This window comes from Frankia torreyi, assembly GCF_000948395.1.
GTDB classification, from domain to species: Bacteria; Actinomycetota; Actinomycetes; order Frankiales; family Frankiaceae; genus Frankia; species Frankia torreyi.
In genome coordinates, this window is record NZ_JYFN01000003.1 from 59659 (window position 1) to 83217 (window position 23559).

Here is a 23559-nt window from a genome sequence, read left to right on the forward strand (position 1 = left end):
TGGCTGGGGCCGGGCGAGGCGGGCGCTCAGGTGAAGCGGGCGACCCGCCACTCGCGGCGGCCGCGGCGGACGAGGATGACGGAACCGTGCAGCAGGTCCTTCTCGGTCACGGTCGCCTCGGCGTCGATCCGGTCGCCGTTGACGAGCACGGCACGGTTGCCGAGGTGCTCGCGGGCGTCGCGGCGGCTGCTGGCCAGGCCGGTGGCGAGCAGGAGGTCGACGACGGGCCAGCCGCCGTCGGCCGCGAGCCGGGCCAGCGGCTCGGTGACCGTGGGCACGTCGGCGAAGACGTCCGAGATCAGGTCCGCCCCGATCGCCTTCACGTCGCCGCTGAACAGCGCCGCGGACGCCGCCTCGGCGGCGTCGACGGCGGGCTGGCCGTGCATGAGCCCGGTCATCTCCCGGGCGAGATGGCGTTGCAGCGCGCGGCGGCCGGGCGCCTCGGCGTGCTCGGCGAACAGCCGCTCCAGCGGCTCGCGGTCGGTGAGCGAGAAGAACAGCGCGAACCGGCGTGCCTCGTCGTCGGACAGATTGATCAGGAACTGGTACAGCGTGTATGGCGAGGTGCGGTCGGCCGTCAGCCACACCGCGCCCTTCTCCGACTTGCCGAACTTCGTGCCGTCCGCGCGCAGCAGCAGCGGGCAGGTCAGCCCGTGCACCTGCGTGCGCAGCACCCGGCGCACGTAGTCGATCCCGGCGACGATGTTGCCCCACTGGTCCGACGCCCCCATCTGGAGCGTCACGCCATGGTCCTCGCACAGCCGGCGGAAGTCGTACGCCTGCAGCAGCGAGTAGCTGAACTCGGTGTAGGTCAGGCCGACATCGGGGTCGTCGAGGCGGCGGCGGACCGAGTCGCGCCTGATCATCTCGGTGACGGGGAAGTGCTTGCCGACGTCCCGCAGGAACTCGATCATGCCGAGCCCGCCCAGCCAGTCGCCGTTGTCGACGAAGGCCGGGATCTCCTCGGCGGCCAACGCCCGCCCGAAGATCGTCTCCATGATCTCGCGGTGGCGCGCCACGTTGGCCCGCACGTCCTCGACGGTGAGCAGGCTGCGCTCGACGGACTTGCCGGACGGATCGCCGATCAGGCCGGTGCCGCCCCCGAACAGGGTGACGGCGCCGAGCCCGGCCCGCGCCGCCCGGATCAGCAGCGTGATGGGCAGCAGGTTGCCGATGGTCAGCGACGGGGCGGTCGGGTCGAAACCGATGTAGCAACGCCGCCCGCCGCTGTCGAGGTGGTCCCGTAGTTCGGCGGGATCGGTGCTGTCGTGGATGAGTCCACGCCAGGACAGCTCGTCCAGGAGCGCGTGTGTCATATGGCCATGTTAGGAGTGGCCGCGCGGGCCCTCGTGCGTCGTGGTTCGCCGGGCGGACAGCAGGTGCGCGCCCACACCGAGCAGGCCGCCCAGCCAGACGGCGAGGGCCAGCCCGCCGACCCAGGCCAGCGCGGACAGGATGCCGGGATGTCCACCCGGGCCGCCGGCGCCGGCCGCCGCCACCGAGCCGCCGTCCCGGTCCTGCCCCTGCCCGCCACCCGAGGCCGCCCCGTGCCCGGGGCCGGGGCCGCCCGCGGGGCCGGTGGGGCCGGTGGGGCGGCCGGCGGTCAGGCCCGGCGGCGTGGCCGCGCCGTCCGCTGGTTCCGCCCGCGCACCGGCCGCCGTCGGCGGCACCACCGATGCGGCGGCCTGCGAGCCGAGGCCACCGTCGCCGTTCGGACCGGATCCGGCGGAGCCGTCCGCGCCGTCCGCGCCGCCGGAGAGGCCGGAGAGGCCGGAGCCCGACTCGGCGTCGGTGGGGTCCGCGCCGGCGGGTGCCTGGCCGGCCGTGCCCCAGCGAGTCGGGGTGGCCAGCAGGGGGTTGGCGGCGACGACCGGCACCGGTTTGGTCAGCGCCGCGGCGGGGTCGACGATGCCGAAACCGAACTCGACGTCGCGTCCCGGCGCCCCGGCGTCCCGCGCGGTGTAGATGAGCCGCTCGATGACGTTGGGCGCGTCCAGGTCGGGCCGGGCCGACCGGATGAGCGCGACCACGCCCGAGACGATCGCGGCCGAGTTCGAGGTGCCGGCGCCGGTGTCCAGGCCGTCCGGGGAGACCCTCGTCGGCACCGGCGCCCGGATGCCCGGGGCCGGGGCGGCGATGACGGCCCGCGTTCCGCGGGACGAGCCGCGCCAGAAGTCGCCCCGCGCGGTCGAGCCGGTCACGGCGACGACACCCGGGATGTTCGCCGGCGAGTTGATCTCACTGTCGCCGGTCTCCACGTTGCCGGCGGAGGCGACCACGACCACATCGTGGGCGAAGGCGTAGGCCACCGCCTCCCGCTCGTCGGGGGTCGCGGCGCCGGCCGAGCCGAGGGAGAGGTTGATGACGTCCGCGCCGAGGTCGACGGCTCGGTGGATGCCGCGGGCGACCTCCGTCGAGTCGGCCTCGGCGCCGGTCGAGATGGGCAGGATCCGGGCGGCCGGGGCGATGCCGCGTACCTCGGGCCGGCCGTTGTCGTTGCGCCCCGCGATCAGGCCCGCCATGGCCGTGCCGTGGCCGTCGGGATCGTCGTCGCGCCACCCGTCGGAAGCCGCCCCCGGCCCGACGCCGGCGCCGGGCAGGACCTGGCCCTGCAGCTTGGGGTGGCCGGCGTCGACCCCGCCGTCGATGACCGCGACCACCGTCCCGGCGCCCTCGCTGATCTGCTGCGCCTGGGCGAGTCCGAGCACCGCGTGGTACCACTGCGAGCCCTGCGCGGGGGCGACGGGGGCGGGAACGACGCCGGCGGGTGCGGCCACGGCGGGTGTGGCCACGGCGAGCAGCGGCCCATCGAGGACGGACACCACCAGCAGCGCCAGTACGGCCGGCACCGCCCGGAGGGCACGGCGCGGCACGACCGTCCTGGTGGGGCCGCGGGGCACCGTCCCACCGGGGCCGCGGGGCATAGCGCGGTGCTGCATGAGGGGGGTCCTGCCTCCCGGGACGTGCCACTGGGCGCGCTGAGGGGGATCACGGGTGGCCGGGTGGAAAGGCGCGGTCGGCGTCGCCGTGTGAGGCAGTTTTCCATATTGCCGGCCCTATGCGGGCCGTTGTCGAGAAGTAAACAGATACGCCCCTGTTGACCTGGTAGGGCGCAACCCTCGGCGCGTCTCGAGTCCGGGTCCGAGACGCGCCGAGGTGTCGGACACGGTGGGGTGGCGCCACTGCAGCGGAACGGATACTACAATGTGTAATGTGACAATTACAGTTGTGTGTTGACTGTGGCGGTCGGTCGTCGCGGCGGCTCGGCGCCGTTGCGTCCGCCTCCGGTGGACCGCCCCGAGTCGCGAAGGATGCCGGATTTTGTGCGGAAAATCCGTGGTGTTCCTGTTGCCGCTGCGGCCGCGGCCGCCGTGGATATCCGGTCGATATCCCCGCCGCCCGTCCCCGCCGTTCCGTTCGAACCAACTCTCACGTGAGGGTAGAGTTTGGGCGGTCGGATGCGGTGGCCGTGACGGGCCGCCACGAGAGGGGCCACAGGGATGACCGAAAGTGGGGATACCGGCGTGGGGGTTGGGCCTGACCGGCCGGCGCCGCCGCGCGACGGACGCATCGCCGAGCTGACCGCGCTCGCCGCCGCGAGCGAGATCCCGACCGCCGCGCTGTGCCGCGACCTCGCCGTCGCCCACGAGCGCGCCGGAGACCCGGACGGGGCGGTGCGCTGGGCGCTGGCGCTCACCGACACCGACGGCGACCTCGGCGCCTGGTCGGCGGCGGCCGGCGTGCTGCGCCGCTGCCTGCCCGCCGTCGCGCCGCTGCCGCGCTCGGCCCGGGTCGCCGTCCTCGGCAGCTACACGACGTCCCAGTTCGCGGCGCTGCTGCCGCTCGCGGCCGCGCGGGCGGGCGTCGCCATCGAGACCTACGAGTGCGGCTACGGGCAGTACCGCCAGGAGATCCTCGATCCCGGCAGCGGGCTGTACCGCTTCGCGCCGGACGTGGTCGTGCTCGCCGTGCACGCCGGCGAGGCGGCCCTGCCGGCCGTCGGGGATGGGCCGGACGCCGTGGTCGCCGCCGAGGTGCGCCGCTGGACGGCGCTGTGGGAGACGATCCGCGCTCGCTGCGGCGCCCGGGTCGTCCAGCACACCTTCGCGGTGCCCGGCGAGGTCGCCCTCGGGCATCTGGCGCTGCGTACCGGGGGCGCCCGCCCGACCCTGCTCGCCCGGGTCAACGCCGAGCTCGGCCGCGCCGCCGGCGACGGGGTCGGCCTGGTCGACTGCGAGCGCCTCGCTGCCGACGTCGGCAAGCGGGCCTGGTTCGACGCGCGCTACTGGCATCGCTCCAAGCAGGCGGTGTCGCTCGCGCAGGTACCGCTGCTCGCCCGGCACACCGCGGCGGTGATCGGCGCGCAGCTCGGGGTCAGCCGCAAGTGCCTGGTCCTCGACCTCGACAACACCCTGTGGGGCGGCGTGTTGGGGGAGGAGGGGCTCGCCGGCATCGCGCTCGGCGACGGCGCCGTCGGCGAGGCCTTCGCCGCCTTCCAGGACTACGTCGTCGAGCTGAAGGACCGCGGCGTCGTGCTCGCCGTCTGCTCCAAGAACAACGACGCCGACGCGCGGGAGGCGTTCGAGCGCCACCCCGGCATGCGGCTGCGCCTCGACGACATCGCGATGTTCAGCGCCTGCTGGGACGACAAGCCGACCCAGGTGCGCCGGATCGCCGCCACCCTCGGCCTCGGCCTCGACGCCCTCGTCTTCGTCGACGACAATCCGGCCGAGCGCGAGGCGGTGCGCCAGCTCGTCGGCGAGGTCGACGTCCTCGCGCTGCCCGCCGACCCGCACGGCTACGTCCGGGCGCTGGCCGACTACCCGTTCTTCGAGACGGCGGCGCTCACCGCGGAGGACGCCGCGCGGACGGCGACCTACCGGGCCCGGGCCGAACTCGCCGCCGCCGAGGCCGCGGCCCCCTCGCTGGCGGAGTTCCACCGGGGGCTGGACATGACGGCCACCGTCGTTCCGCTCGACGAGCTGACCCTGCCCCGGGTCGCGCAGCTCGTCGGCAAGACCAACCAGTTCAACCTGACCGGGCGCCGCCGGAGCGCCGACGAGATCGCCCGGCTGGCCGCCGACCCCGGCACGGCCGTGCTCTGTATCCGCCTCGCCGATCGGTTCGCCGACCACGGCCTCGTCGCCGTGGTCATCGCGGTCGAGGCGGGCGACGCCCTGGCCGTCGACACCTGGCTGATGAGCTGCCGGGTGATCGGCCGGACCCTGGAGGACGAGGTCGCCGGGCTGATCCTTGCCGAGGCGCGCCGGCGCGGGCTCGCCCGGGTCGTCGGCGAGTACCGCCCGTCACCGAAGAACGCCCTGGTCGCGGACCTCTACGAACGCCTCGGCTTCACCCGGATGGACGCGCCGGACGATCCGTCCGAGCCGGGCACGATCCACTGGTCCCGTGCCGCGGACGCGCCGTATGCGCCGCCCGCCCTGATGCGCGTCGTCGCGGCGGCGGCCGGCGTCGACCCGAACGGGGCCGACCGGCCGGGTGTGCCGCCCGCCGAGCTGTCCACCCACGTGTTCGCCCAGACGCGGCCGCAGGACCGCAGGATGGAAGAGGTGTAAAGGTGATGGTGCAGGACCGACTCCAGCAGATCTTTCGGGAGATCTTCAGCGACGACGGCCTCCTCGTCTCCGACACGATGACCGCCGAGGACGTGCCCGGCTGGGACTCGCTCGCGCACATCAACCTGATCTACGCCGTCGAGCGGGAGTTCTCGATCCAGATCGCCGACGACCGGCTCGCCAGCTTCGCCACCGTCGGTGACATGCGCGAGCACATCGAGGAGCTCAGCGGTGTCCACTGAGGCCGGCCCCGCGATCGGGTCACCCGCCCCGCCGATCGCCCCAGCGGACGACGTCACCGCCGCGTCCGCCCCGTCCGCCGCGACCGCCGCGACCGCCCGGACCGCCGCCGAGGCGGATCATCGGGAGGCGTCCGAGCTGGGCCTGCGAGAGATCCTGCGGGAGGACTTCCGGCGGCATTACGGCTCGCTCGCCCATCCGGGCCTGCACGTGCTCGCCGTCTACCGCCTCGGGCAGTGGCGGCGCACCCGGCGCCAGCCGCTGCGCGCCGCGCTCACGGTGGTCTACAAGGTGCTCAACAACCTCGTCATCCGTAACCTTTACGGGGTCGAGCTCTCCGAGCAGGCCCGCCTCGGCCGGCGGGTCCTCATCGGCCATCACCAGACGATCCTGATCCCGCCGTTCTGCGAGATCGGCGACGACTGCACCCTGCGGCACAACCTGACCATCGGCTACGCCGGCGGCTCGGCGTCGCCGCGGGACGTGCCGAAGGTCGGGGCCCGGGTCGAGCTCGCCCCCGGCGTCCACCTTCTCGGCGCGATCACCATCGGCGACGACGCCCGCATCGGCCCCGGCTCGATCGTCATGGCGGACGTCCCTGCCGGCTCCACTGTCTTCGCCGCCCCGGCCCGGATCATGAAGCCCCCCACCCGCTGACCACCGCACTTCGGCCGGCCGCCGCTCGGACAAGCAGCCCGGTTCCGCGGAACATCAAGATCACTGAGCTGTGGTGGGGGCCGGGCGCATGGCGCGGTTCCGCGGAACACCAAGATCACCGGTATGTGGTTGGGGTTGGACGTGATTCGCGGTTCCGCGGAACACTGAGATCGCAATAGCCGGAGCCCGGACGCGACGCGATTCCGCCCGAAGCGCTGGGTGACATACTCCCAGGGCATGGGGGACAGGCACGTGTACGGGCCGGGTCGTGCCGTGACCGGTGAACCTTCGGCGCCTGAACCTTCGGCGCCTGAACCTTCGGCGCCTGAACCTTCGGCGGCTGAACCTTCGACGACGCCGCGCCGGTTCCACGGGGTGATGGTCTCGAGTACCTACCGAGATCTGGAGCAGCACCGTGCCGCCGCGATCCGGGCGATTGACGGGCAGGGGCTGCACCCGGTTGCGATGGAGCAGGACTCGGCGCTGCCCGAGGTCACCGTGGTGGATTCCTCGTTGCAGAAGGTCCGGGACGCGGCGGCCTATGTGGGCATCGTTGGACGCAGCTACGGGCAGGTCCCCAGGATCGCAGGTAATCCGCGGGGTCTGTCGCTGACCGAGCTGGAGTTCCGGGAGGCGCGCCGCCTCGGCCGGCCAACGCTGATCTTCATCATGAGCGAAAGGCATCCGGTGCCGGAGACGGCGGTGGAGCTGGACCCGGAGAAACGCCGAAAACTGGCGGAGTTCCGCGACGAGGTGAAGCGCGCGAGTGACGACTCTCTCGTGCACCGGGTGTACCGGGAGTTCGACAGTCTCGAGGATTTCACGGTCGCGGTCACGCAGTCGGTCGCCGCGCTGCGCCGTGTCCTCGACGCGCGCGACACCGGGGCTGCCCCCGGGCCCGCCGCCGGGGCGAATCGGGCCGGCCGGCGGGAGCGCGATGGTATCCCCGCCTCGCCGCAGCTTTACGCCGAGCCTCCCTATATCGGTCGGCAGCGGTTCGTCGGGCGGGTGGCCCAACTGGAGACCCTGACCGACTGGGCGGCACCCGCGGATCCGTACCCGATCCTGCTGTTCGACGCGATCGGCGGCACCGGAAAGAGCGCGCTGACGTGGGAATGGGTCTTCGGCCACGCTACTGATGTCCGCGGAGACTGGGCGGGGCGATTCTGGTACTCCTTCTACGAGAAGGGGGCGGTGATGGCCGACTTCTGCCGCCGGGCCCTCGCCTACACCACCGGCCGGCCGCTGGACGACTTCAGGAACCTCAAACAGCCCGACCTCACCGACCTGCTGCTCCGCCAGCTCCAGAGCAGGCCGTGGCTGCTGGTCCTCGACGGCCTCGAACGAGTCCTCGTCCACTACCACCGCCAGGATGCCGCCCAGCTCGCCGACGAAGACGCCGGCACCAGCGACACGATCGCCGACCGCGACCCCTGCGCGGCGATCCGTCCCCTCGACGACGAGCTGCTGCGCGGGCTCGCCGCCCCCGGTCCGTCGAAGATCCTCATGACCTCACGGCTGGTGCCGTCGGTTCTGCTCGGCCCCGCCGGCCAACCGATCCCCGGTGTCCGACACGAGCCGCTGCCCGGACTCCGGCCAGCCGACGCGGAAGCCCTGCTGCGGTCCTTCGGAGTCGACGGCGACTCGGGCACCATCCGCACCTACCTGCAGCGGCACTGCGACTGCCATCCACTCGTGACCGGCATCGTCGCCGGTCTCGTCACCCACTATCTGCCCGCGCGCGGCCAGTTCGACCGCTGGGCCGCCGACCCCGACCACGGGGGCCGCCTCGACGTCGGGGACCTCGATCTCGTCGGCAAACGCAACCACATCCTGCACGCGGCCATCGACGCACTTCCCGACCCGGGTCGACAACTGTTGTCCATGCTCGCCCTGCTGTCCGAAGCCACCGACTACGACACCATCAACGCGCTCAACCCCCACCTGCCGGTTAAACCCGACGCCGTCCCCACGCCGTCGAAGCCCGAAGACGATTGGGACTGGGAGTACAGGTCGGCGGAGGACCGCGCCGCCGCGCGGGTGGCACACGCGGCGGCGATGGAGGAGTACCAGGCATACCTGCAAGCCCTGAGCACGTGGGAGCGAGCCCCGGAACGTCTCTCGGCCGCGCGACGACTCGCCGACACCGTGGTGGACCTGGAAAAACGCGGGCTGCTGCAGTTCGATCGGCGCACCCGCCGGTACGACCTGCACCCGGTGGTGCGCTCCGTCGCCGCCGGCAGGCTCCCCACCCACGACCGTGACCACCTTGGCCAACGCGTCGTGGACTACTTCTCCGCCCGTCCCCACATCCCTTACGGGGAAGCCGAATCTCTTGACGATCTACAGAATGGCCTGACCGTCGTCCGTACCCTCCTGCGAATGGGCCGGATCTCCGAAGCCTACGACGCATACCTGGGCGACCTGACACACGCCCTCGCCTTCAATCTGGAGGCGTACACTGAGATACTATCTTTAGTACGCCCCTTCTTTGTCCATGGCTGGAACACTCCGTCCCCCGATCTGGACGCGACGGCCCAGAGTTTTCTGGTCTCCAACGCGGGCTACGCGCTCAGTATCCTCGGAGAGTACCGCCAGGCGTTCGCCGCTGGCAGAGTCGGTTTGGATATCAACCTTGACCGGCAGAACTGGAATAGCTTGCGTAATGCGATAAGCAACTGTGGAATGGGTATTTATGGCCAGAACCGCCTCGCGGCTGGCGAGCGCCTTTTTTCTCTCGCTCTCGAGCTGGCTGAATGTCTCGACGGTGAGGATTTGTTCCTCGGGCGACTAAGCCTTTACAATATATATGTAGATTCCGGACGTATGGATGATGCCGAGCGCATGTGGGAGGCTCTCGACCCGATGGGTCGCGACTGGGCCCGGTCGAGGTACAGACCCGGGAGCGCCGAGCTACTGCGTGCCCACTTCCTGTTCGAGCAGGGCACTCTCACGGAGGACGACCTGGGGCAGGCCGAGCAGATTGCGACGGCCGGCCGCAGCCGTGAGAATGTCCGCGAGCTGTACCGGCTGCGTGGGTGGTGGCTGGCGGACCGCGGCCAGTGGGCGGCCGCAGCAGACAGTCTCAGCGAAGCCGTGCGCATGGCCCGCGAAGCCGGCATCCCCGAAGCCCACGCTGAAACCCTGCTCGCCCTGGCCCGTCTCCACCTCGGCCAGCTCACGAACCCCCGCGCCGACGCCGAACGCCTGGCCGCGCTCCGCCGGCCCGCGCACCTCCACCTCGCGCGTCTGTGGCACGCCATCGGCGACACCGGCCAGGCGACCAGGCACGCCCTCGCCGCCTACCGGTATGCCTGGGCAGACGGCGAACCCCACGTCCACCGCCACGAACTGAACCGCGCGACGGAGCTGCTGCACACCCTGGGCGCCGAGATCCCCCGCCTGTCCCCCTACGACCCCGCGGCCGACCCGCCGCCCGACTGGGAACTACGCGCCGCGGCAGCCATCCGCGATCTACGCCGTCAGGACGACAGTCAGGGCTGACGAGGTCCGACCGCTCCCCGGGTGGCCATCGGTCGGTCCGTTCACAGTGACGGTGAATGACCGGGCTTTCGCGTCTGGTGTCGCGGTGCGTCGACTAGGTGGCCTGTGCGGAGGCCGCGGGATGTCGGCGGCCGGGGGGCGGGACCGAGTCGGTACGGTTTGAGGCCGGACCGTCTGGCCCGATCGGGCCACCCCGCGGCCGACATGGAGAGGACTCGCGGATGAAGGTGCTCGTGACGGGCACGGAGGGGTACCTGGGGTGCCTGCTCGCGCCCGAGCTGATGCGCGATGGCCACGAGGTCATCGGCGTGGACACCGGTTACTACAAGTACGGCTGGCTGTACCGCGGGACGGACCGGACCCCGCTGACCCTCGACAAGGACCTGCGCCACCTCACCGTCGCAGACCTCGCGGGCGTCGACGCCGTGGTGCACATGGCCGAGCTGTCCAACGACCCGCTCGGCGCGCTCGCGCCGGACGTCACGTACAAGGTCAACCACCTCGGCTCGGTGCGGCTGGCGAACCTCGCCAAGCAGGCCGGCGTCGAACGGTTCGTCTACATGTCCTCGTGCAGCGTCTACGGCGTGGCGACCGGCGAGGACGTCACGGAGACCTCGCCGGTCAACCCGCAGACCCCGTACGCCGAGTGCAAGGTCTACGTGGAGCGCGACGTCGCCCCGCTGGCCGACGACTCCTTCTCGCCGACCTTCCTGCGCAACGCCACCGCCTACGGCGCCTCGCCGCGGCAGCGGTTCGACATCGTGCTGAACAACCTCGCCGGCGTCGCCTGGACGACCGGCGAGATCGCGATGACCTCGGACGGCACCCCCTGGCGTCCGCTGGTCCACGGCCTCGACATCGCGAAGGCGATCGGCCTCGCGCTGACCGCGCCGCGCGACGTCGTCCACAACCAGATCTTCAACGTGGGTGACAGCGAGCAGAACTACCAGGTCAAGGAGATCGCCGACGCGGTCGCCAGCGTCTTCACCGGGTGCAAGCTGAGCTTCGGCGACAACGGCGGTGACAACCGCAGCTACCGGGTGTCCTTCGACAAGATCGCGAGCACCCTGCCCGGATTCTCCTGCGACTGGAACGCGCTGCGCGGCGCCCAGCAGCTCCACGAGGTCTTCAGCCGTATCCAGCTCGACCCGGAGACCTTCACCGGCCGCGGGCACACCCGACTCAAGCAGCTCCAGTACCTGATCGGCACCGGCCAGCTCGACGCCGACCTGTTCTGGGCGCATCCGTGATCGTCACCCCGACGGCGATCGCCGGGGTGACGATCGTCGACGTCGAGGCGTTCACCGACGCCCGGGGCCTGTTCGCTCGGACGTTCTGTGCCGAGGAGTTCGCCGCCGCGGGGCTCGCCGTCGAGGTCGCCCAGTGCAGCGTGGCCTACAACGCCACGGCCGGCACGATCCGCGGGATGCACTGGGCTGGCGAACCCGTGCGCGAGACCAAGTTGGTCCGCTGCACCCGCGGCGCGCTGCTCGACGTCGTGGTCGACCCCCGGCCGGACTCGCCGACGTACCTGCGCCACGTCGCGGTCGAGCTGTCCGCCGACAACCACCGGGCGTTGTTCATCGACGCGGGGCTCGCGCACGGCTACCAGACGCTGGCCGACGCCACCGAGGCGACGTACCAGATGAACGTTCCCTTCACCCCGGGACACGATCGCGGGCTGCGCTTCGACGACCCGCGCCTGGGCATCGCCTGGCCGCTGCCGGTGTCGGTGATCTCCGACAAGGACCGGGCCTGGCCGCTGCTCACGGGCGTCCCGGCCTGAATCCGTTGTCGTTGCCGCCACCCCCCGTTGTCCGATCGCTTTCGGTGCCTGCGAAACTCAACGCCGGCGGGAACGTGGGTGGTGCCCTCGCGACCCGGAGGGCAACACGGCCCCTGACCCTGGTGCCGTGACGATCAGATTGCTTCGGACTGTCACATCCCCGCGGCGGATGTGCGGTCACCACACCGCTCGGCTCGCTGGGCCGAGCGGCACACCCGCGTCCGGCCCGCCGGGCCGTGTAGCCGGCACCGACGCGGGCAGATCGATGCCGACATCTCACCAAGGGGAGCGCATGTCATCCGGAAACCCGGCCCAGGGCGGTAGCGGAACCGTCGCGGCCGACGCGAACCAGTCGCCGGCCACCTCCGGCGGCATCGCCACGCCGGTCACCGCGTGCCGGTCCTGCGGCGGGGCCGCCCCGCGGCTGTTCCTCTCCCTGGGGTCGACGCCCATCGCGAACCGCCTGGTGCGCGCCGACGCCCTCGACGCCACCGACCCGTCGTTCCCGCTCGAGGTCGGCTTCTGCGAGTCCTGCGCGCTGGTCCAGCTCACCCACGAGCTGCCCGCGTCGGAGATCTTCGACGAGGACTACCCGTACTTCTCGTCGTTTTCGGACATGCTCGTCCGGCACGCCGAGAAGCATGTCATCGACCTGATCGCCAGCCGCAACCTCGGCCCGGACAGCCTGGTCGTCGAGGTCGCCAGCAACGACGGCTACCTGCTCAAGGCGTTCGTCGAGCGGGGCATCCCGGTGCTCGGCATCGAGCCGACGCCGGGTCCGGCCGCCGCCGCCCGCGAGGCCGGCGTGCCGACCCGCGAGGAGTTCTTCGGCGCGGACCTGGCCCGCCAGCTTGTCGCGGAGGGCCTGCGGGCCGACGTGATCATCGCGAACAACGTGATGGCCCACGTCCCCGACCTCAACAGCTTCGTCGAGGGCTTCTCGATCCTGCTCGCCGACGGCGGGCTCGTCGACGTCGAGAACCCCGGCGTGGGCGCCCTGCTGGCCCACACCGAGTTCGACACGGTCTACCACGAGCACTTCTGCTACTTCTCCACCATCGCGGTGGACGCCCTCATGCGCCGCCACGGTCTGGCGCTCGTCGGCGTCCAGGAGTTTCCCGAGCTGCACGGCGGGACGCTGCGCTGGAGCATGCAGCACGCCGTGGCCGCCGAGCCGGCCGAGTCGGTCGCGGCCGTGCTCGGCGCCGAGCGGGCCGCGGGCCTCGACTCGTTCGCGCGGTACGCCACCTTCGGTGACGACGTACGCGCCGTGCAGGAGGAGCTGGTCGCCCTGCTGCAGTCGCTGCGAGCCGAGGGGAAGACGGTCGCCGCCTACGGCGCCGCGGCCAAGGGTGCGACGCTGCTGAACTCCAGCGGCATCACCACGGACCTCATCGACTTCGTGGTCGACCGCAACGTCCACAAGCAGGGCAAGTACATCCCCGGGGCGCGGCTGCCGATCCTCGACCCCGCCGTCCTGCTGGAGCGCCAGCCCGACTACCTGCTGCTGCTGGCCTGGAACGTGAAGAAGGAGATCATCGCCCAGCAGGAGGAGTACGCCGCGCGCGGCGGTTCCTTCATCGTGCCGGTACCCCGGCCGGTCGTGCTGTAGGCGGGTCCTGCATCGTGGAATGGGGTCGTCGTCATCTCCGCCCGCGGCCATCCGGGTCGCGGGCGCCGGGCCGGCGTCGTCGGTCGGGAGAGCGAGCATGACGGACATCGATCTGGATCTGCGGGCCTCGGGCTGGCCCGAGGATCCGCCGCCCGAGGACCCGCACTCCGTCGAGCAGACCCCCCACGCCCCCCGGCCGGGCGCGCCGGCGCCGGACGGATCTCCGGTGGCCGGCGGCCAGAGCAGCCCCGCGCGCGCCTACGATTCGGCGTTCATCGGCTTCGAGGTGTCCTCGGTGATCCCGCCGGAGACCTGGGCCGCGCCTGCGCCTCTCCCGGCGTCTCCGGCTCTCCCGGCGTCTCCGGCTCTCCCGGCGTCTCCGGTTCACCCTGCGCCTCCGGTTCACCGACAACCCGGCCCCGGCGCCGGACCGTGGGGTCAGCCCCCGGGGCACCCCGGTACGTCCGAGCCGGCGCCCGGCGTACCGGCCTGGCCGGGCCAGCAGCCCGCGCCGCCGCGTCCCCAGTCCACCGGGTCCGGAACGCGGCCTCCGCCGCCTGGTCAGGGGCAACAGCCTGGTGGGGGGCAACCGCTGAGCGGTCCGCCCGACCCCCGTCGAACCCCGACCGCACCCCCGGCCCCGACGTCCGGCGCCGGGCCTCCGGACCGGGCTGCGACACCGCCGCCCGCCGCCCATCGGACGCCGCCCGCCGGCCACCCGACGGCTGGGCCCCCTGCCACGGATCACCGGCCACCGATGTCGCCGGGTGGCTACCCCGCCGGATCGGGCACCTCCCCTGGTCGCCCGTCGCCGCCGGATGGGTCCCGGCGGGGGCGGATTCCCACGGCGGGCCGCGTCCCGACGTCACCGCCGGCCGGCTACCCGGCGGGTCAGGCGCCGATCGTGGGACGCGTTCCCACCGGACCATCGCCGACAGCCCGCGGCCCGGTGGGCCAGGCCCCCGCAGGTCCGACGCCGGCGGGCCAGACGCCAGCAGGCCACGCCGCGGGAAGCCAGGCCAGATCGGACTACGTCAGGCCGGGCCAGCTTCCGCCGGGCCAGACTCCGCAGGGACAGGTCCCGGGAGGCCGGAACCCGACCTCGCCCGGCAGGACCGGGTTCTCGCAGCCCGGCTGGACCGTATCGTCCCGGCCGGGCGTGGGGGCTGCACGTCCGGGTCCGGCCGCCACACCACCCGAACGGCCCCCCGCCGTGCTGCCGGGGCTCACCCCGGCGCTCCCCGAGGGTCCCCCCGGGGGGCAGATGCCCTCGCCGATCACCGTGGAACCCGGGGTGCGATCCGTCCCGCCGGCCTCCGCTGGGCCGTCAGGGCCCCGCACCCCCTCGGGTCCGCGTGGGCCGAGGGAAGGCCGTGCGCCGTCGGGTCCTGGCGTGCCCTCGGGTCCTGGCGTGCCGTCGGGTCCTGGTGTGCCGTCGGGTCCTGGTGTGCCGCTGGGTCCGGACATGCGAGATGGTTCGCGGCCTGCGCCGGGAACGCGGACGTCGGCGGAGTCCGCCGGTCTGGGTTGGATCGCGGTCAGCACGGCGCCGCGGGCTTCCATCCGATCCGTCGAGGCCGGCGGTCCCGAGGTGGGCGGCAGCCTGCCCGGGTTCGGATCTACCTATCCGGCCCCCGGCCCAGACCCGGGCCCAGGCCCCGGCCCCGGCGGAGCCGCAGCCGCAGGCCCACGTCCCGCCGCAGGTCCAGGGGTGAGGTCGCAGCCGGGGCCAGGCGAGGCCGGGGGCGGTGCGGGTGCGGGGCCGAGTTCGCCGGAGACCTCGGCGCTGCCGGGGCTGCGCCGGTTGCCGGGCGGTAGCCCGCTGCCCCACACGATCACCTCGACGATCGACCTGAGCGCCCTGCAGCACCGCCTCCGCGTCGAACAGACCGAGATCATCGCCCGGGTCGAGGATCCCGCGCCCCGCTCGCACCGGCGCCGCCGCCGAGCCGCCCCCGCGGACGTGGAGTCCACCCAGGTGGTCTCGCGCGGGTCATTGCCCGGCCAGCCGCGTCCCGGCGGCCGGTCCGATCCGTCGGGCAGCGGCGCGGCCTACGAGGGCCTCGCCGACGCTCTGGACACCGGGCTCATCGATCGGCGTGGCGGCCGGGCGGGCGGTACGGCGCGGCGCCGGGCCGACGTCGGCGGGGTGGTCGACGACCGTGGCCGCCGTGCCGACCATGGCCGCCGTGCCGACCGGACCCGCCGCGTCGACGGCGATCCTGGCGAGGTTGACGATCCCGAGCGGGGGGCCGGCCCCGGCGGGGGCGGCCCCAGCACTCGCTCGAAGGCGATCTGGACCCTCGCCGACCAGGCCATCTCCAGCGCGACGAACGCCGCGATCTCGTTTCTCATCGCGCGCCAGGTCAGCGATGTCGAGTATGGCGCGTTCGGGATCGCCTACACGCTGTTCGCCATTGTGATCGGGTTGTCTCGTGGCGCGACCTGCATGCCGCTGAGCATGCACTACTCGGGCGCGACGCCGTCGTCGTTCCGGTCGGCCGCCTCGGCCACGACCGGCTCGTCGTTCGTCTTCGGGATCGGGATCGGGGTCGGGTTCGTCGGCGTCGGCCTTGCCGTCGGCGGGCCGGTCGGATCGTCGCTGATGGCGATGGGCTTCGTGCTGCCCGGCCTGCTCCTGCAGGACGCCTGGCGGTACGTCTTCTTCGCCATGGGGCGGCCGTTCGGCGCGTTCCTCAACGACCTCGTGTGGGCCGTCGTCCAGCTGCTCGGGATCTGGCTGCTCGTCCACCGTGGGGTGACCGAGTCGTCCCCGCTGCTGCTGGCCTGGGGAGCCTCGGCCCTGGTCGCCGCCCTCATCGGCATCGTCCAGGCCGGCTTCTGGCCGTCGCCCGGGGCGACCAGGCGGTGGCTGGCGGAGAACAGGACGGACTCGACGTACCTGGCGGCGGAGTTCATCACGGTCCAAGGCGCCCTGCAGACGTCGATGCTGGCGATCGGGGCGGTCGGGTCGCTGTCGACGATCGGTGCCCTGCAGGGCGCGCGGACGCTGCTCGGTCCGACCACCGTGGTCGGGGTCGGGGTGGTCAGCTTCGCGCTACCCGAGTTCTCCAAGCGGACCTCGATGAACGTGCACGCCCGTGAGCGGGCGGCGTACGCGCTGTCCGGGCTGGTCCTCGCGATCGGCGCGGCCTGGAGCCTGATCTTCTACTTCCTGCCGGAGCGCTATGGCCAGGCTCTGCTGGGCGACACCTGGGAGGGGACGAAGGGCATCCTGGGCCTGTCGATCCTGCACTATCTCGCGGCGGCGGTCCCGGTGGGACCGGCCTGCATGGTCTACGCGCTCGGTAAGACCAAGATCACTTTTAGGCTGAACGCGGCCTTCGCCCCGATGCTGCTCGGATTTCCCATCCTCGGGGCGGTTCTCGGCGAGGCCCGCGGCGCGGTGATCGGATTCAACATTGCTTTTTGGGCTATTGCTCCGGTGTGGTTCGTTCTGCTCCGTCGGCTCGGGCGCGAACACGACGCCGAGCAGGCGGCGCTGCGCGCGGCGCAGGGCGAGCCGGGAACCGCCGTCGATCCGGTGCGTCCGCGCGCCGGCAAATCCGGCAGTGGTGGTGGCGCTCGTGGGCGCGGGTCGCGGCGGCCCCGGCCGGGGGAGGGGAGAGGCGGCCGCGCGGGATGGTCGGACCGGGGGGCGAGGCCGCCCGAGCCGGTGTCGGCCGGGGCGCCGCGCGGCGGCGCCGGTCCCGGCACCGCGGGTGGTTGGTCGCCGGAACGGGGACGATCACGCCAGGACCAACGTTCGTCCGGGGGGCGGCGGCCGGCCGGCGGTCGCCCGGTCGCCGGTGCGTTCGACGAGGTGGAAATGACCGGCGGGTGGGAGTTGCCCGAAGGTTCGGCGCGGCGTGATAGGTCCAGTGCAAAACGACGGGATGGAAATAACTCGACAAAAGTTCGGAAATCTGACGTCCCGGAAGAGTTACGACGGGAACTTCCGCGACCGCGGCCGGTCCGCACGGATCGTGACCGTCCCTCGCCGCGGGGGAAGTCGGGTGAATCCGAGCGCGGTATCGGGTCGGTGGATGATGTGGACGGTAGGGGTCTCGCCCGGGGAGGTCAGCGCGACGGTCATCGTCGCGGAACCGGCCCGCGGCGTGGCAGGGGCGACACCTGAGCGCCATCACGGCGTCAGTCATAGCTATGACCGTTTACTATCCGCTATCGGCTATGCTCACAAATCGGTTCGTCAGATCTAGACCGTGGTCCGGCAATCGGGCCGGATGCTCCTGTGGGGGGCCACTTTGAGTCCGCTTCACGTCCTGCTGGAGGTGTCGGTGCGTCAGCTCGCCGGCTCTCCGATCCGCGTGCGGGCCCGGTCCGCCCGTCCTGAGTCCGAGGCGGGCACGTCATGAGCCGCAACGCACAGGCGGGTGGCGAGACCAGCCGGGCCCCGTCCGCTCCCTCGTTGTTCCGCATCATCCAGCCGCGGCTGCTGATCATCGTGATCGTGGTTGTGATCTTCGCGGCGCTGGCGGCCATCTACTCCAAGGCGCAGTCGGCCACCTACGCGTCGAGCGCGCGGGTCTTCCTCTCCACCGACTCGGGCACCCTGGGGGCGAGCTCGGTCGACGCGACCCGCTTCGTCCAGACCCAGGCGCAGTTCGCCCAGTCCTCGGCAGCGGTGGCGGTGATCGCGAAGGACCTCAAACTGTCCGAGTCGGACGTGTCGAGCCGGCTGAGCACGTCCCCGTCGGACGCGGGCTACTTCTTCGTCATCAAGGGCAAGGGGCCGTCGCAGGAGGCGGCGAACTCCCTGGTCAAGTCCGCCGAGACGGCCTACAGCACGCTGCTGACGAATTATGGCCCCAACAGCCAGGAGTCGGTGACCGCGCTGAAAAATCTGCGCGACCGGCTCGTCACTGAGGGGCAGGGTTCGGCTGCGGGGACAGCCAATGACGTCGGTGTGCGCACCGCGCAGATCCAGGACCTCAACACCAAGATCGCTGCGGCGGAGACTGCGGCGGTGCTGGGTAGCTCCGCGGTGAAGCTGGCAGAGCCGCCGGTCGCCGACGGTCAGGGCGGTCCCAACCTGCTGCGCAACGTCCTCGTCGCGGTGATCGTGGGCCTGCTCGGCTCCATCGCCGCTATCTGGATCATGTACCAGCGGCGGCCGACGATCCTCGACCCGCACAACCCGTCGGACACCCTCGGCGTGCCGCTGATCGCCGCGCTGGAGCCGGGGCGCACGACCGCGAGCGCGGCCGAGACGCTCGTCTCGGCAATGTCGGCGGTGATGTCGCCGACGAGCAAGGTGGTGGCGTTCACCCCGGCGTCGCGCGGGGACCTCGCCGCCGACCTCGTCTCCTCCGTCGCCGCGGCCTGGTCGGACGACCAGGGCGTCGTGCTGATCCTCGACACCTCCCCGTCGTCGGAGGTGCGGGCGTCGCTGGAGGGGCTGCCGCGGGCGACCTCCGGGGAGCTGCCCCGCTGGGCGCACGAGCCCACCTGCCTCGCCCGCTCGTCCGGCACCGGCCGCGGGCACATCCTGTACAACCGCGTCTCGCCGGCCCGGGCGGCGCGCCCCGGCGGCCTCGCGCCGATCCTCGCCGACCGCGCGCCCGTCGTCGACCTGGTCATCCTGGTCACCTCGGCGCTGGCCGAGCTGCCGATGACCGCGGCGTCGGCGATCCAGGCCGACGCGGTCGTGGTCATCACGTCCACCGAGACGCACCTCAAGGAGCTGGAGCAGGTGCCGCGGGACTGGCCGGCGCTCGCCGAGCGCGTCGTGGGCGTCGTCCACGACGGCCGGACCGGCATCCGCCGGGCGACCGGCAACGCCGCCCCGGAGCGTCGCTCCTCGGTCGACACGATCACGTCGAACTCCCCGGTGGGCGGCGAAGGTCCGCCGAGCAAGCGCGGCGGCATGGATCCGGAGGCCACCGACCGCTACGCCCGTCCCGCCCGGTAACAACCCGGCCCTCGCCCCGCCCTTGCCGGCCGGGCCGCCCACGGCGGCCGGCAGACAGCCAGAGCGACAGACGGCCCCGCTCCTCGCGCCCTGCGCGTCGAGCGGGGCCGTCGCCGTTCTGCGAGGGCCGAGCCGTTCCGCGGCCGCGGCCCGGCCCGGCTCTACGCGCGCACGAGTGCGAGGACGAAGCCGTCCCAGCCCTTGCTGCCCACCGTCTGCAGCGCGGTCGCCGTCAGCCGCGGCTCCGCCCCCACCAGGTCCAGCACGGCCCTGGTCCCCTGGACGTCGGGGTCCGCGCTGTCGGGGTCGACGACCGCCCCGCGGCGCACCACATTGTCGATCACGATCGCGCTGCCGGGGCGGGTCAGGCGCAGCGCGGCGGCGAGGTAGCGCGCGTTGTTCTGCTTGTCCGCGTCGATGAACACGAGGTCGAACGGCTCGGGTTGGGCCGCGATCAGCGCGTCGAGCGAGTCGACGGCGGGACCGAGCACGACCTGCGCGACGGCGCCGAGGCCGGCGCGCTCCAGGTTGCCCCGGGCCACCTCGGCGTGATGGGGATCGACCTCCAGGGTGACCACCCGGCCGGTCGGTCCGACGGCCCGCCCGAGCCAGATCGTCGAGTATCCGCCGAGGGTGCCCACCTCCAGCACCCGTCGGCCGGAGACCAGGCGGACGAGCAGGGCGAGGAAGGCGCCCTGGTTCGGCGCGACCTCGATCGGCGGCAGCCCGGCCGCGTGGCTCGCGGCCCGCGCCTGCCGCAGCGTGTCGTCATCGTCGACGAGGGTGTCGACGAGATAGTCGTCGACGGCTCGCCAGTTCTGCACCAGGTCGTCCACCGGTGGGCACCTCCATGGTCGCCAGCGTGGGCGCCGGGCGCCCGGCCGGGGCCCGGCGAGGCGGTCTCAGATGCCCGCGAAGGACCTGCGCTGCGCAGGGGGCGAGGGGCTCGGCGGCGCTGGCCCGGGATCGTCCGCCAGCCGGAGCGACTCCTCCGGCGCGACCGTGAACCAGCCGACGAGCAGCAGGCCCAGGCCGGTGACGACCGGGGCCAGCAGGCCGCCGGACAGCACAGTGTAGAAGATCAACACCGACCCGGAGAGCACGAACGACTGCGAGCCACGCACGAACATCGCCACGATGAAGCTGAGGAACGTCACCGTGCCGAGAACCCCGTACTCGAGGACGAGCTTCGGCACGAGCGCGTAGTTCAGCGGCAGACCGGTGCGGCGGAAGAACTCGCCGGCGTCGCGGTCGGCGAAGCCCGCGCCGGAGCCGAACACGACCGTCGCCGGATCGCTGCCGAGCGCGTCCCAGGTGCGCTGGTAGGGCTGGACGAAGCGCAGGCTGCCGCTGGAGGTCGACGAGGACGTCTCCGTCGCCCGGGCCGCGAAGATGCTCGACGCCGGGGTGAAGCTGATGACCAGGGCGATGAGGCCCACGCCGACCAGGGCGGTGAACGCGAACTTGGCGCCCTTGTGGACGGCCAGCAGCACACCCGCGAAGGCCAGCAGCAGCAGGCCGGTGCCGGAAACGGTGCTGAGAATCGCCAGCACGAACATGAACAGCCGCCACCAGCCGCCGTTGCGCAGGACGCAGACCACGATGCCGAAGCCCAGGAACTGCGAGCAGAACGACGCCTCCAGACAGACGAAGGCGTTCGACTTGTACAGCGACGATCCGTACTGGACCGGGTAGGAAGTGTTGAAGCCGTGCATCAGGAAGTTCGACGGCACGACGTCCTTGACCACGTCGGTGTACGGAACGCCGACAAGCTGAATCGCGAACTGGAACAGGGCCAGCCCGGCCAGCACCGTGATCATGATGAGGAAGCGGTCGAGCAGCCGGGGCAGCAGCGCCCGGGCGTCGGCGGGACGCAGGCCGAAGACGAACGGGACATACGTCGCCAGCAGCAGCAACAGCGACGTCAGGGACGTGCTGTCCTTCTGCCGCAGGAAGGAGACGAGCGCCGACAGCGAGCACGCCGTCATCGCCACCAGGTAGCCGGTCATCCGGCCCGAGTTCCGGCTCAGGCCGCCACGCCGGACCATGATCGCCGCGCACACGTAGGTGATCGGCAGGATCACCTGGACCTGTGAGCCGCCGACGGGAATGGCGATCCGCTGGAAGAAGATCTCGAAGAACAGCAGAATGGTGAGCAGCCGCAGCGTCGCGTCGTTGGCCGTCCGGCCGCTGCCCGCCTCCTGGGTCGGGATCACCCACGACCGCGGAATCCTGGTCGTGAGGGTGGTGGTTACCACTGGTTTCCCGTCCCCCGTTCTCGGTCGGCGGGCGCGCCGCGGCCGGGTGGGCGGCGGCGAACGCTGCGGACGACAGCCGGGTGACCCCGCATGGCGGCCCGGTGGGCCGTGCGTGGACGGCACCGTCGGCAAGTCTAACCGGCGCCGATCGGACGCCTCCCACCGTGGTCTTCGGTCAATTCCCGGGGCGTACGGTCGCCCGTCCGTCACCGCCCGCAGTCGTCCTCGTGGTGTCTTCCGGGAACCTGGCGCCGTCGGGTGAATAATGGCCCGGGCCGCCCGGACGGCTGCGGTCGGAGAAGTTCTCCGGCCTGGGAACTCCCTGGGTGAAGGCCCGCGTTCCTCGTATCAGGGCGGCGTTATCGGCCGCGGCCGAAGCCTGTTCTCGTACCTGTGCGGCGGGGTCGGTCGTTCATTGCTGTCGTGATGACGTCCGGTCGTTCCGGCGCCTGGCGACGATCTGTCCTCAGCGTGGAGGTGTAACGTGCGCTATTCCGGCATCGTGCCGGGAGGGCGTCCGCCCCCGTCCGACCGGTTCGGTCCGCAGCGGGGCGGCACCTCGCCGACCCGCGCCGTCTCGATCAAGGGGGGTGGCGGGCCCGGCTGGCCCGGTGCCGACACCGGCACCATGCCGCTGCCGGGCATCCGGACCTCGGGGTCCGTGGACTCTGGCGCGTCCACGGACCCCGAGCTGTCCGGCTTGACACTCTGGCCCGACCAGCCCGACCAGCCCGACGACGCGTCCGGCGGGGTCGGTCCGTCCGGTGGGGTCGGCGGCTCGGGCGGGTCTGGCGGAGCCGGCGGCTCGGGCGGATCGCGGTGGCGTCTGCCGCCGTCACGCCGCGGACGGGCGTTGGCCGTCACCGGCCTCGCGGCGATCCTCGTGGCCGTGCTCGGTGCCGTCGGGCTGGTCGTGCTCGGCGGCGGTGGCGATGGTGGCGGCGGCGGTGAGGTTTCGAGGCCGCCCGCCCCGCCGGCGGGCGGCGTCGCCTGGCCCTCGGGCGCCAACGCCAACCCGCCCCACGACCTGGCCGCGTGGGAACGCTGGCTCGGCCGCCGGACCGACGTCGCCGTCGTATTCACCGTCCGTGACAACTGGCGGAAGATTGTCGCCGACGACTGGCCGCTGTCGGGGCTCCGCCCGGACGCCTACGCCGGGAAGGTGTCCATCGCTCAACCGCTGTTCCCGAAGGACGGCAACGAGGCCGCCTGTGCCCGCGGCGACTACGACGCCAACTGGGCGACGTTCGGGCGGACGCTGGTACGCAACGGCCGACCGGACGCCTACGTCCGGCTCGGCTGGGAGTTCAACGGCGACTGGTTCTGGTGGTACCCGCGCGACACCGCCACCTGGCGGACCTGCTTCCAGCGGGCGGTGACCGCGATCCGCTCGACCTCGCCCGGCGTCCGCATCGACTGGAACATCTCGGCCCACCGGGACTCGATGCCGGGCGGCGACAATGTCTGGGCCGCCTATCCCGGTGACGCGTTCGTCGACGTCGTCAGCATCGACGCCTACGATTCCTACCCGCCGTCCTTCACCCGCGCGACCTTCGACGCCCAGTGCAACCTGGACTCGGGCGCCTGCACGGTCGCCCGGTTCGCGCGCGAGCATGGCAAGCAGTTCGCCGTGCCGGAATGGGGTGTCGTCCGCTCGGCGGGCGGCGGCGCGGACAACCCGTTCTATGTCCAGAAGATGTACGAGCTGTTCCAGGCGAACCGGGCGAACCTCGCCTACGAGGCGTACTTCACCGCGACCGATGCGGGCAACGTCCAGTCCTCGCTGGTCGACCCCCCGAGCAACCCCCGCGCCGCCCAGCGCTACCGAGCCCTCTTCGGCGCGCCGCCGCCACCGACCACACCACCCCGCTGAGGGCCTCCATGGTTCTTCCACCGGGGTCGGCGTCCGATTTATCCCTGTGGAAGAGACAGCGGGAGCCGCTCCCCCGCACACCACCTTCTGGTGGGGCGGGGGGCGGCGCTGCGGCGGCGGG

General features: G+C 72.3%; 14 protein-coding genes. 10 read left to right on the top strand and 4 right to left on the bottom strand.

The annotated features are described in order from the left end of the window. Nucleotides 1-26: 26 nt before the first annotated feature. Both tyrS and FF36_RS02800 read right to left on the bottom strand, forming a co-directional pair. Nucleotides 27-1316, bottom strand: coding sequence for a tyrosine--tRNA ligase (gene tyrS / locus FF36_RS02795; protein ID WP_044883377.1), 1290 nt, complete (start codon nucleotides 1314-1316; stop codon nucleotides 27-29). Between the two features lie 9 nt (nucleotides 1317-1325). After that, on the bottom strand, nucleotides 1326-2939 hold the full coding sequence (locus FF36_RS02800) for a S8 family serine peptidase (RefSeq protein ID WP_242422249.1): 1614 nt from the start codon (nucleotides 2937-2939) through the stop codon (nucleotides 1326-1328). A 561-nt stretch (nucleotides 2940-3500) separates the two neighbouring features. Between FF36_RS02800 and FF36_RS02805 the strand changes: the two genes are divergently transcribed. The 9 genes from FF36_RS02805 (at nucleotide 3501) to FF36_RS02845 (ending at nucleotide 19307) form a co-directional block, all read left to right on the top strand. Beyond that, nucleotides 3501-5576, top strand: coding sequence for an HAD-IIIC family phosphatase (locus FF36_RS02805; protein ID WP_044883379.1), 2076 nt, complete (start codon nucleotides 3501-3503; stop codon nucleotides 5574-5576). A gap of 5 nt (nucleotides 5577-5581) precedes the next feature. Then, the gene (locus tag FF36_RS02810; protein ID WP_044883496.1) at nucleotides 5582-5818 is read left to right on the top strand and encodes an acyl carrier protein; all 237 of its coding nucleotides are present in this window, start codon (nucleotides 5582-5584) and stop codon (nucleotides 5816-5818) included. Next, nucleotides 5808-6473 (top strand): serine O-acetyltransferase, encoded by a 666-nt coding sequence (locus tag FF36_RS02815; RefSeq protein WP_242418138.1) that lies wholly within the window; start codon nucleotides 5808-5810, stop codon nucleotides 6471-6473. Before FF36_RS02810 ends, FF36_RS02815 begins: the two co-directional genes overlap by 11 nt. Before the next feature lie 252 nt (nucleotides 6474-6725). Continuing rightward, nucleotides 6726-9977 (top strand): DUF4062 domain-containing protein, encoded by a 3252-nt coding sequence (locus FF36_RS31355; RefSeq protein ID WP_157871695.1) that lies wholly within the window; start codon nucleotides 6726-6728, stop codon nucleotides 9975-9977. 221 nt (nucleotides 9978-10198) lie between these two features. Then, a complete protein-coding gene (locus FF36_RS02825) occupies nucleotides 10199-11227 on the top strand; it encodes an NAD-dependent epimerase/dehydratase family protein (RefSeq protein ID WP_044883380.1) in 1029 nt (342 codons plus the stop codon). Then, on the top strand, nucleotides 11224-11763 hold the full coding sequence (locus FF36_RS02830; RefSeq protein ID WP_044883381.1) for a dTDP-4-dehydrorhamnose 3,5-epimerase family protein: 540 nt from the start codon (nucleotides 11224-11226) through the stop codon (nucleotides 11761-11763). The genes FF36_RS02825 and FF36_RS02830 overlap by 4 nt, the downstream gene beginning before the upstream one ends. A gap of 292 nt (nucleotides 11764-12055) precedes the next feature. Next, on the top strand, nucleotides 12056-13375 hold the full coding sequence (locus tag FF36_RS02835; protein WP_044883382.1) for a class I SAM-dependent methyltransferase: 1320 nt from the start codon (nucleotides 12056-12058) through the stop codon (nucleotides 13373-13375). 1711 nt (nucleotides 13376-15086) lie between these two features. Beyond that, on the top strand, nucleotides 15087-17513 hold the full coding sequence (locus FF36_RS02840; protein WP_236705461.1) for a hypothetical protein: 2427 nt from the start codon (nucleotides 15087-15089) through the stop codon (nucleotides 17511-17513). A 234-nt stretch (nucleotides 17514-17747) separates the two neighbouring features. Next, a complete protein-coding gene (locus FF36_RS02845) occupies nucleotides 17748-19307 on the top strand; it encodes a Wzz/FepE/Etk N-terminal domain-containing protein (protein ID WP_044883384.1) in 1560 nt (519 codons plus the stop codon). Between the two features lie 161 nt (nucleotides 19308-19468). Here FF36_RS02845 and FF36_RS02850 read toward each other — a convergent pair whose 3' ends face one another. Together FF36_RS02850 and FF36_RS02855 are read right to left on the bottom strand one after the other, a co-directional pair. Then, on the bottom strand, nucleotides 19469-20143 hold the full coding sequence (locus FF36_RS02850) for an O-methyltransferase (protein ID WP_044883385.1): 675 nt from the start codon (nucleotides 20141-20143) through the stop codon (nucleotides 19469-19471). Between the two features lie 66 nt (nucleotides 20144-20209). Next, complete coding sequence (locus FF36_RS02855) at nucleotides 20210-21523, bottom strand: hypothetical protein (RefSeq protein ID WP_242422250.1); 1314 nt, start codon at nucleotides 21521-21523, stop codon at nucleotides 20210-20212. A gap of 526 nt (nucleotides 21524-22049) precedes the next feature. Between FF36_RS02855 and FF36_RS02860 the strand changes: the two genes are divergently transcribed. Beyond that, nucleotides 22050-23438 carry a glycoside hydrolase family 26 protein gene (locus FF36_RS02860; RefSeq protein WP_044883387.1) on the top strand — a complete coding sequence of 463 codons (1389 nt, stop codon included), beginning with the start codon at nucleotides 22050-22052 and terminating at the stop codon, nucleotides 23436-23438. Nucleotides 23439-23559: the final 121 nt, after the last annotated feature.

Bases quoted from the DNA above. Each gene is read 5' to 3' on its own strand.
- FF36_RS02845 (WP_044883384.1), top strand. From the start codon at position 17,748: ATGAGCCGCAACGCACAGGCGGGTGGCGAGACCAGCCGGGCCCCGTCC.
- FF36_RS02835 (WP_044883382.1), top strand. From the start codon at position 12,056: ATGTCATCCGGAAACCCGGCCCAGGGCGGTAGCGGAACCGTCGCGGCC.
- FF36_RS02805 (WP_044883379.1), top strand. From the start codon at position 3,501: ATGACCGAAAGTGGGGATACCGGCGTGGGGGTTGGGCCTGACCGGCCG.
- FF36_RS02800 (WP_242422249.1), bottom strand. From the start codon at position 2,939: ATGCAGCACCGCGCTATGCCCCGCGGCCCCGGTGGGACGGTGCCCCGC.
- tyrS (WP_044883377.1), bottom strand. From the start codon at position 1,316: ATGACACACGCGCTCCTGGACGAGCTGTCCTGGCGTGGACTCATCCAC.
- FF36_RS02810 (WP_044883496.1), top strand. From the start codon at position 5,582: ATGGTGCAGGACCGACTCCAGCAGATCTTTCGGGAGATCTTCAGCGAC.
- FF36_RS02825 (WP_044883380.1), top strand. From the start codon at position 10,199: ATGAAGGTGCTCGTGACGGGCACGGAGGGGTACCTGGGGTGCCTGCTC.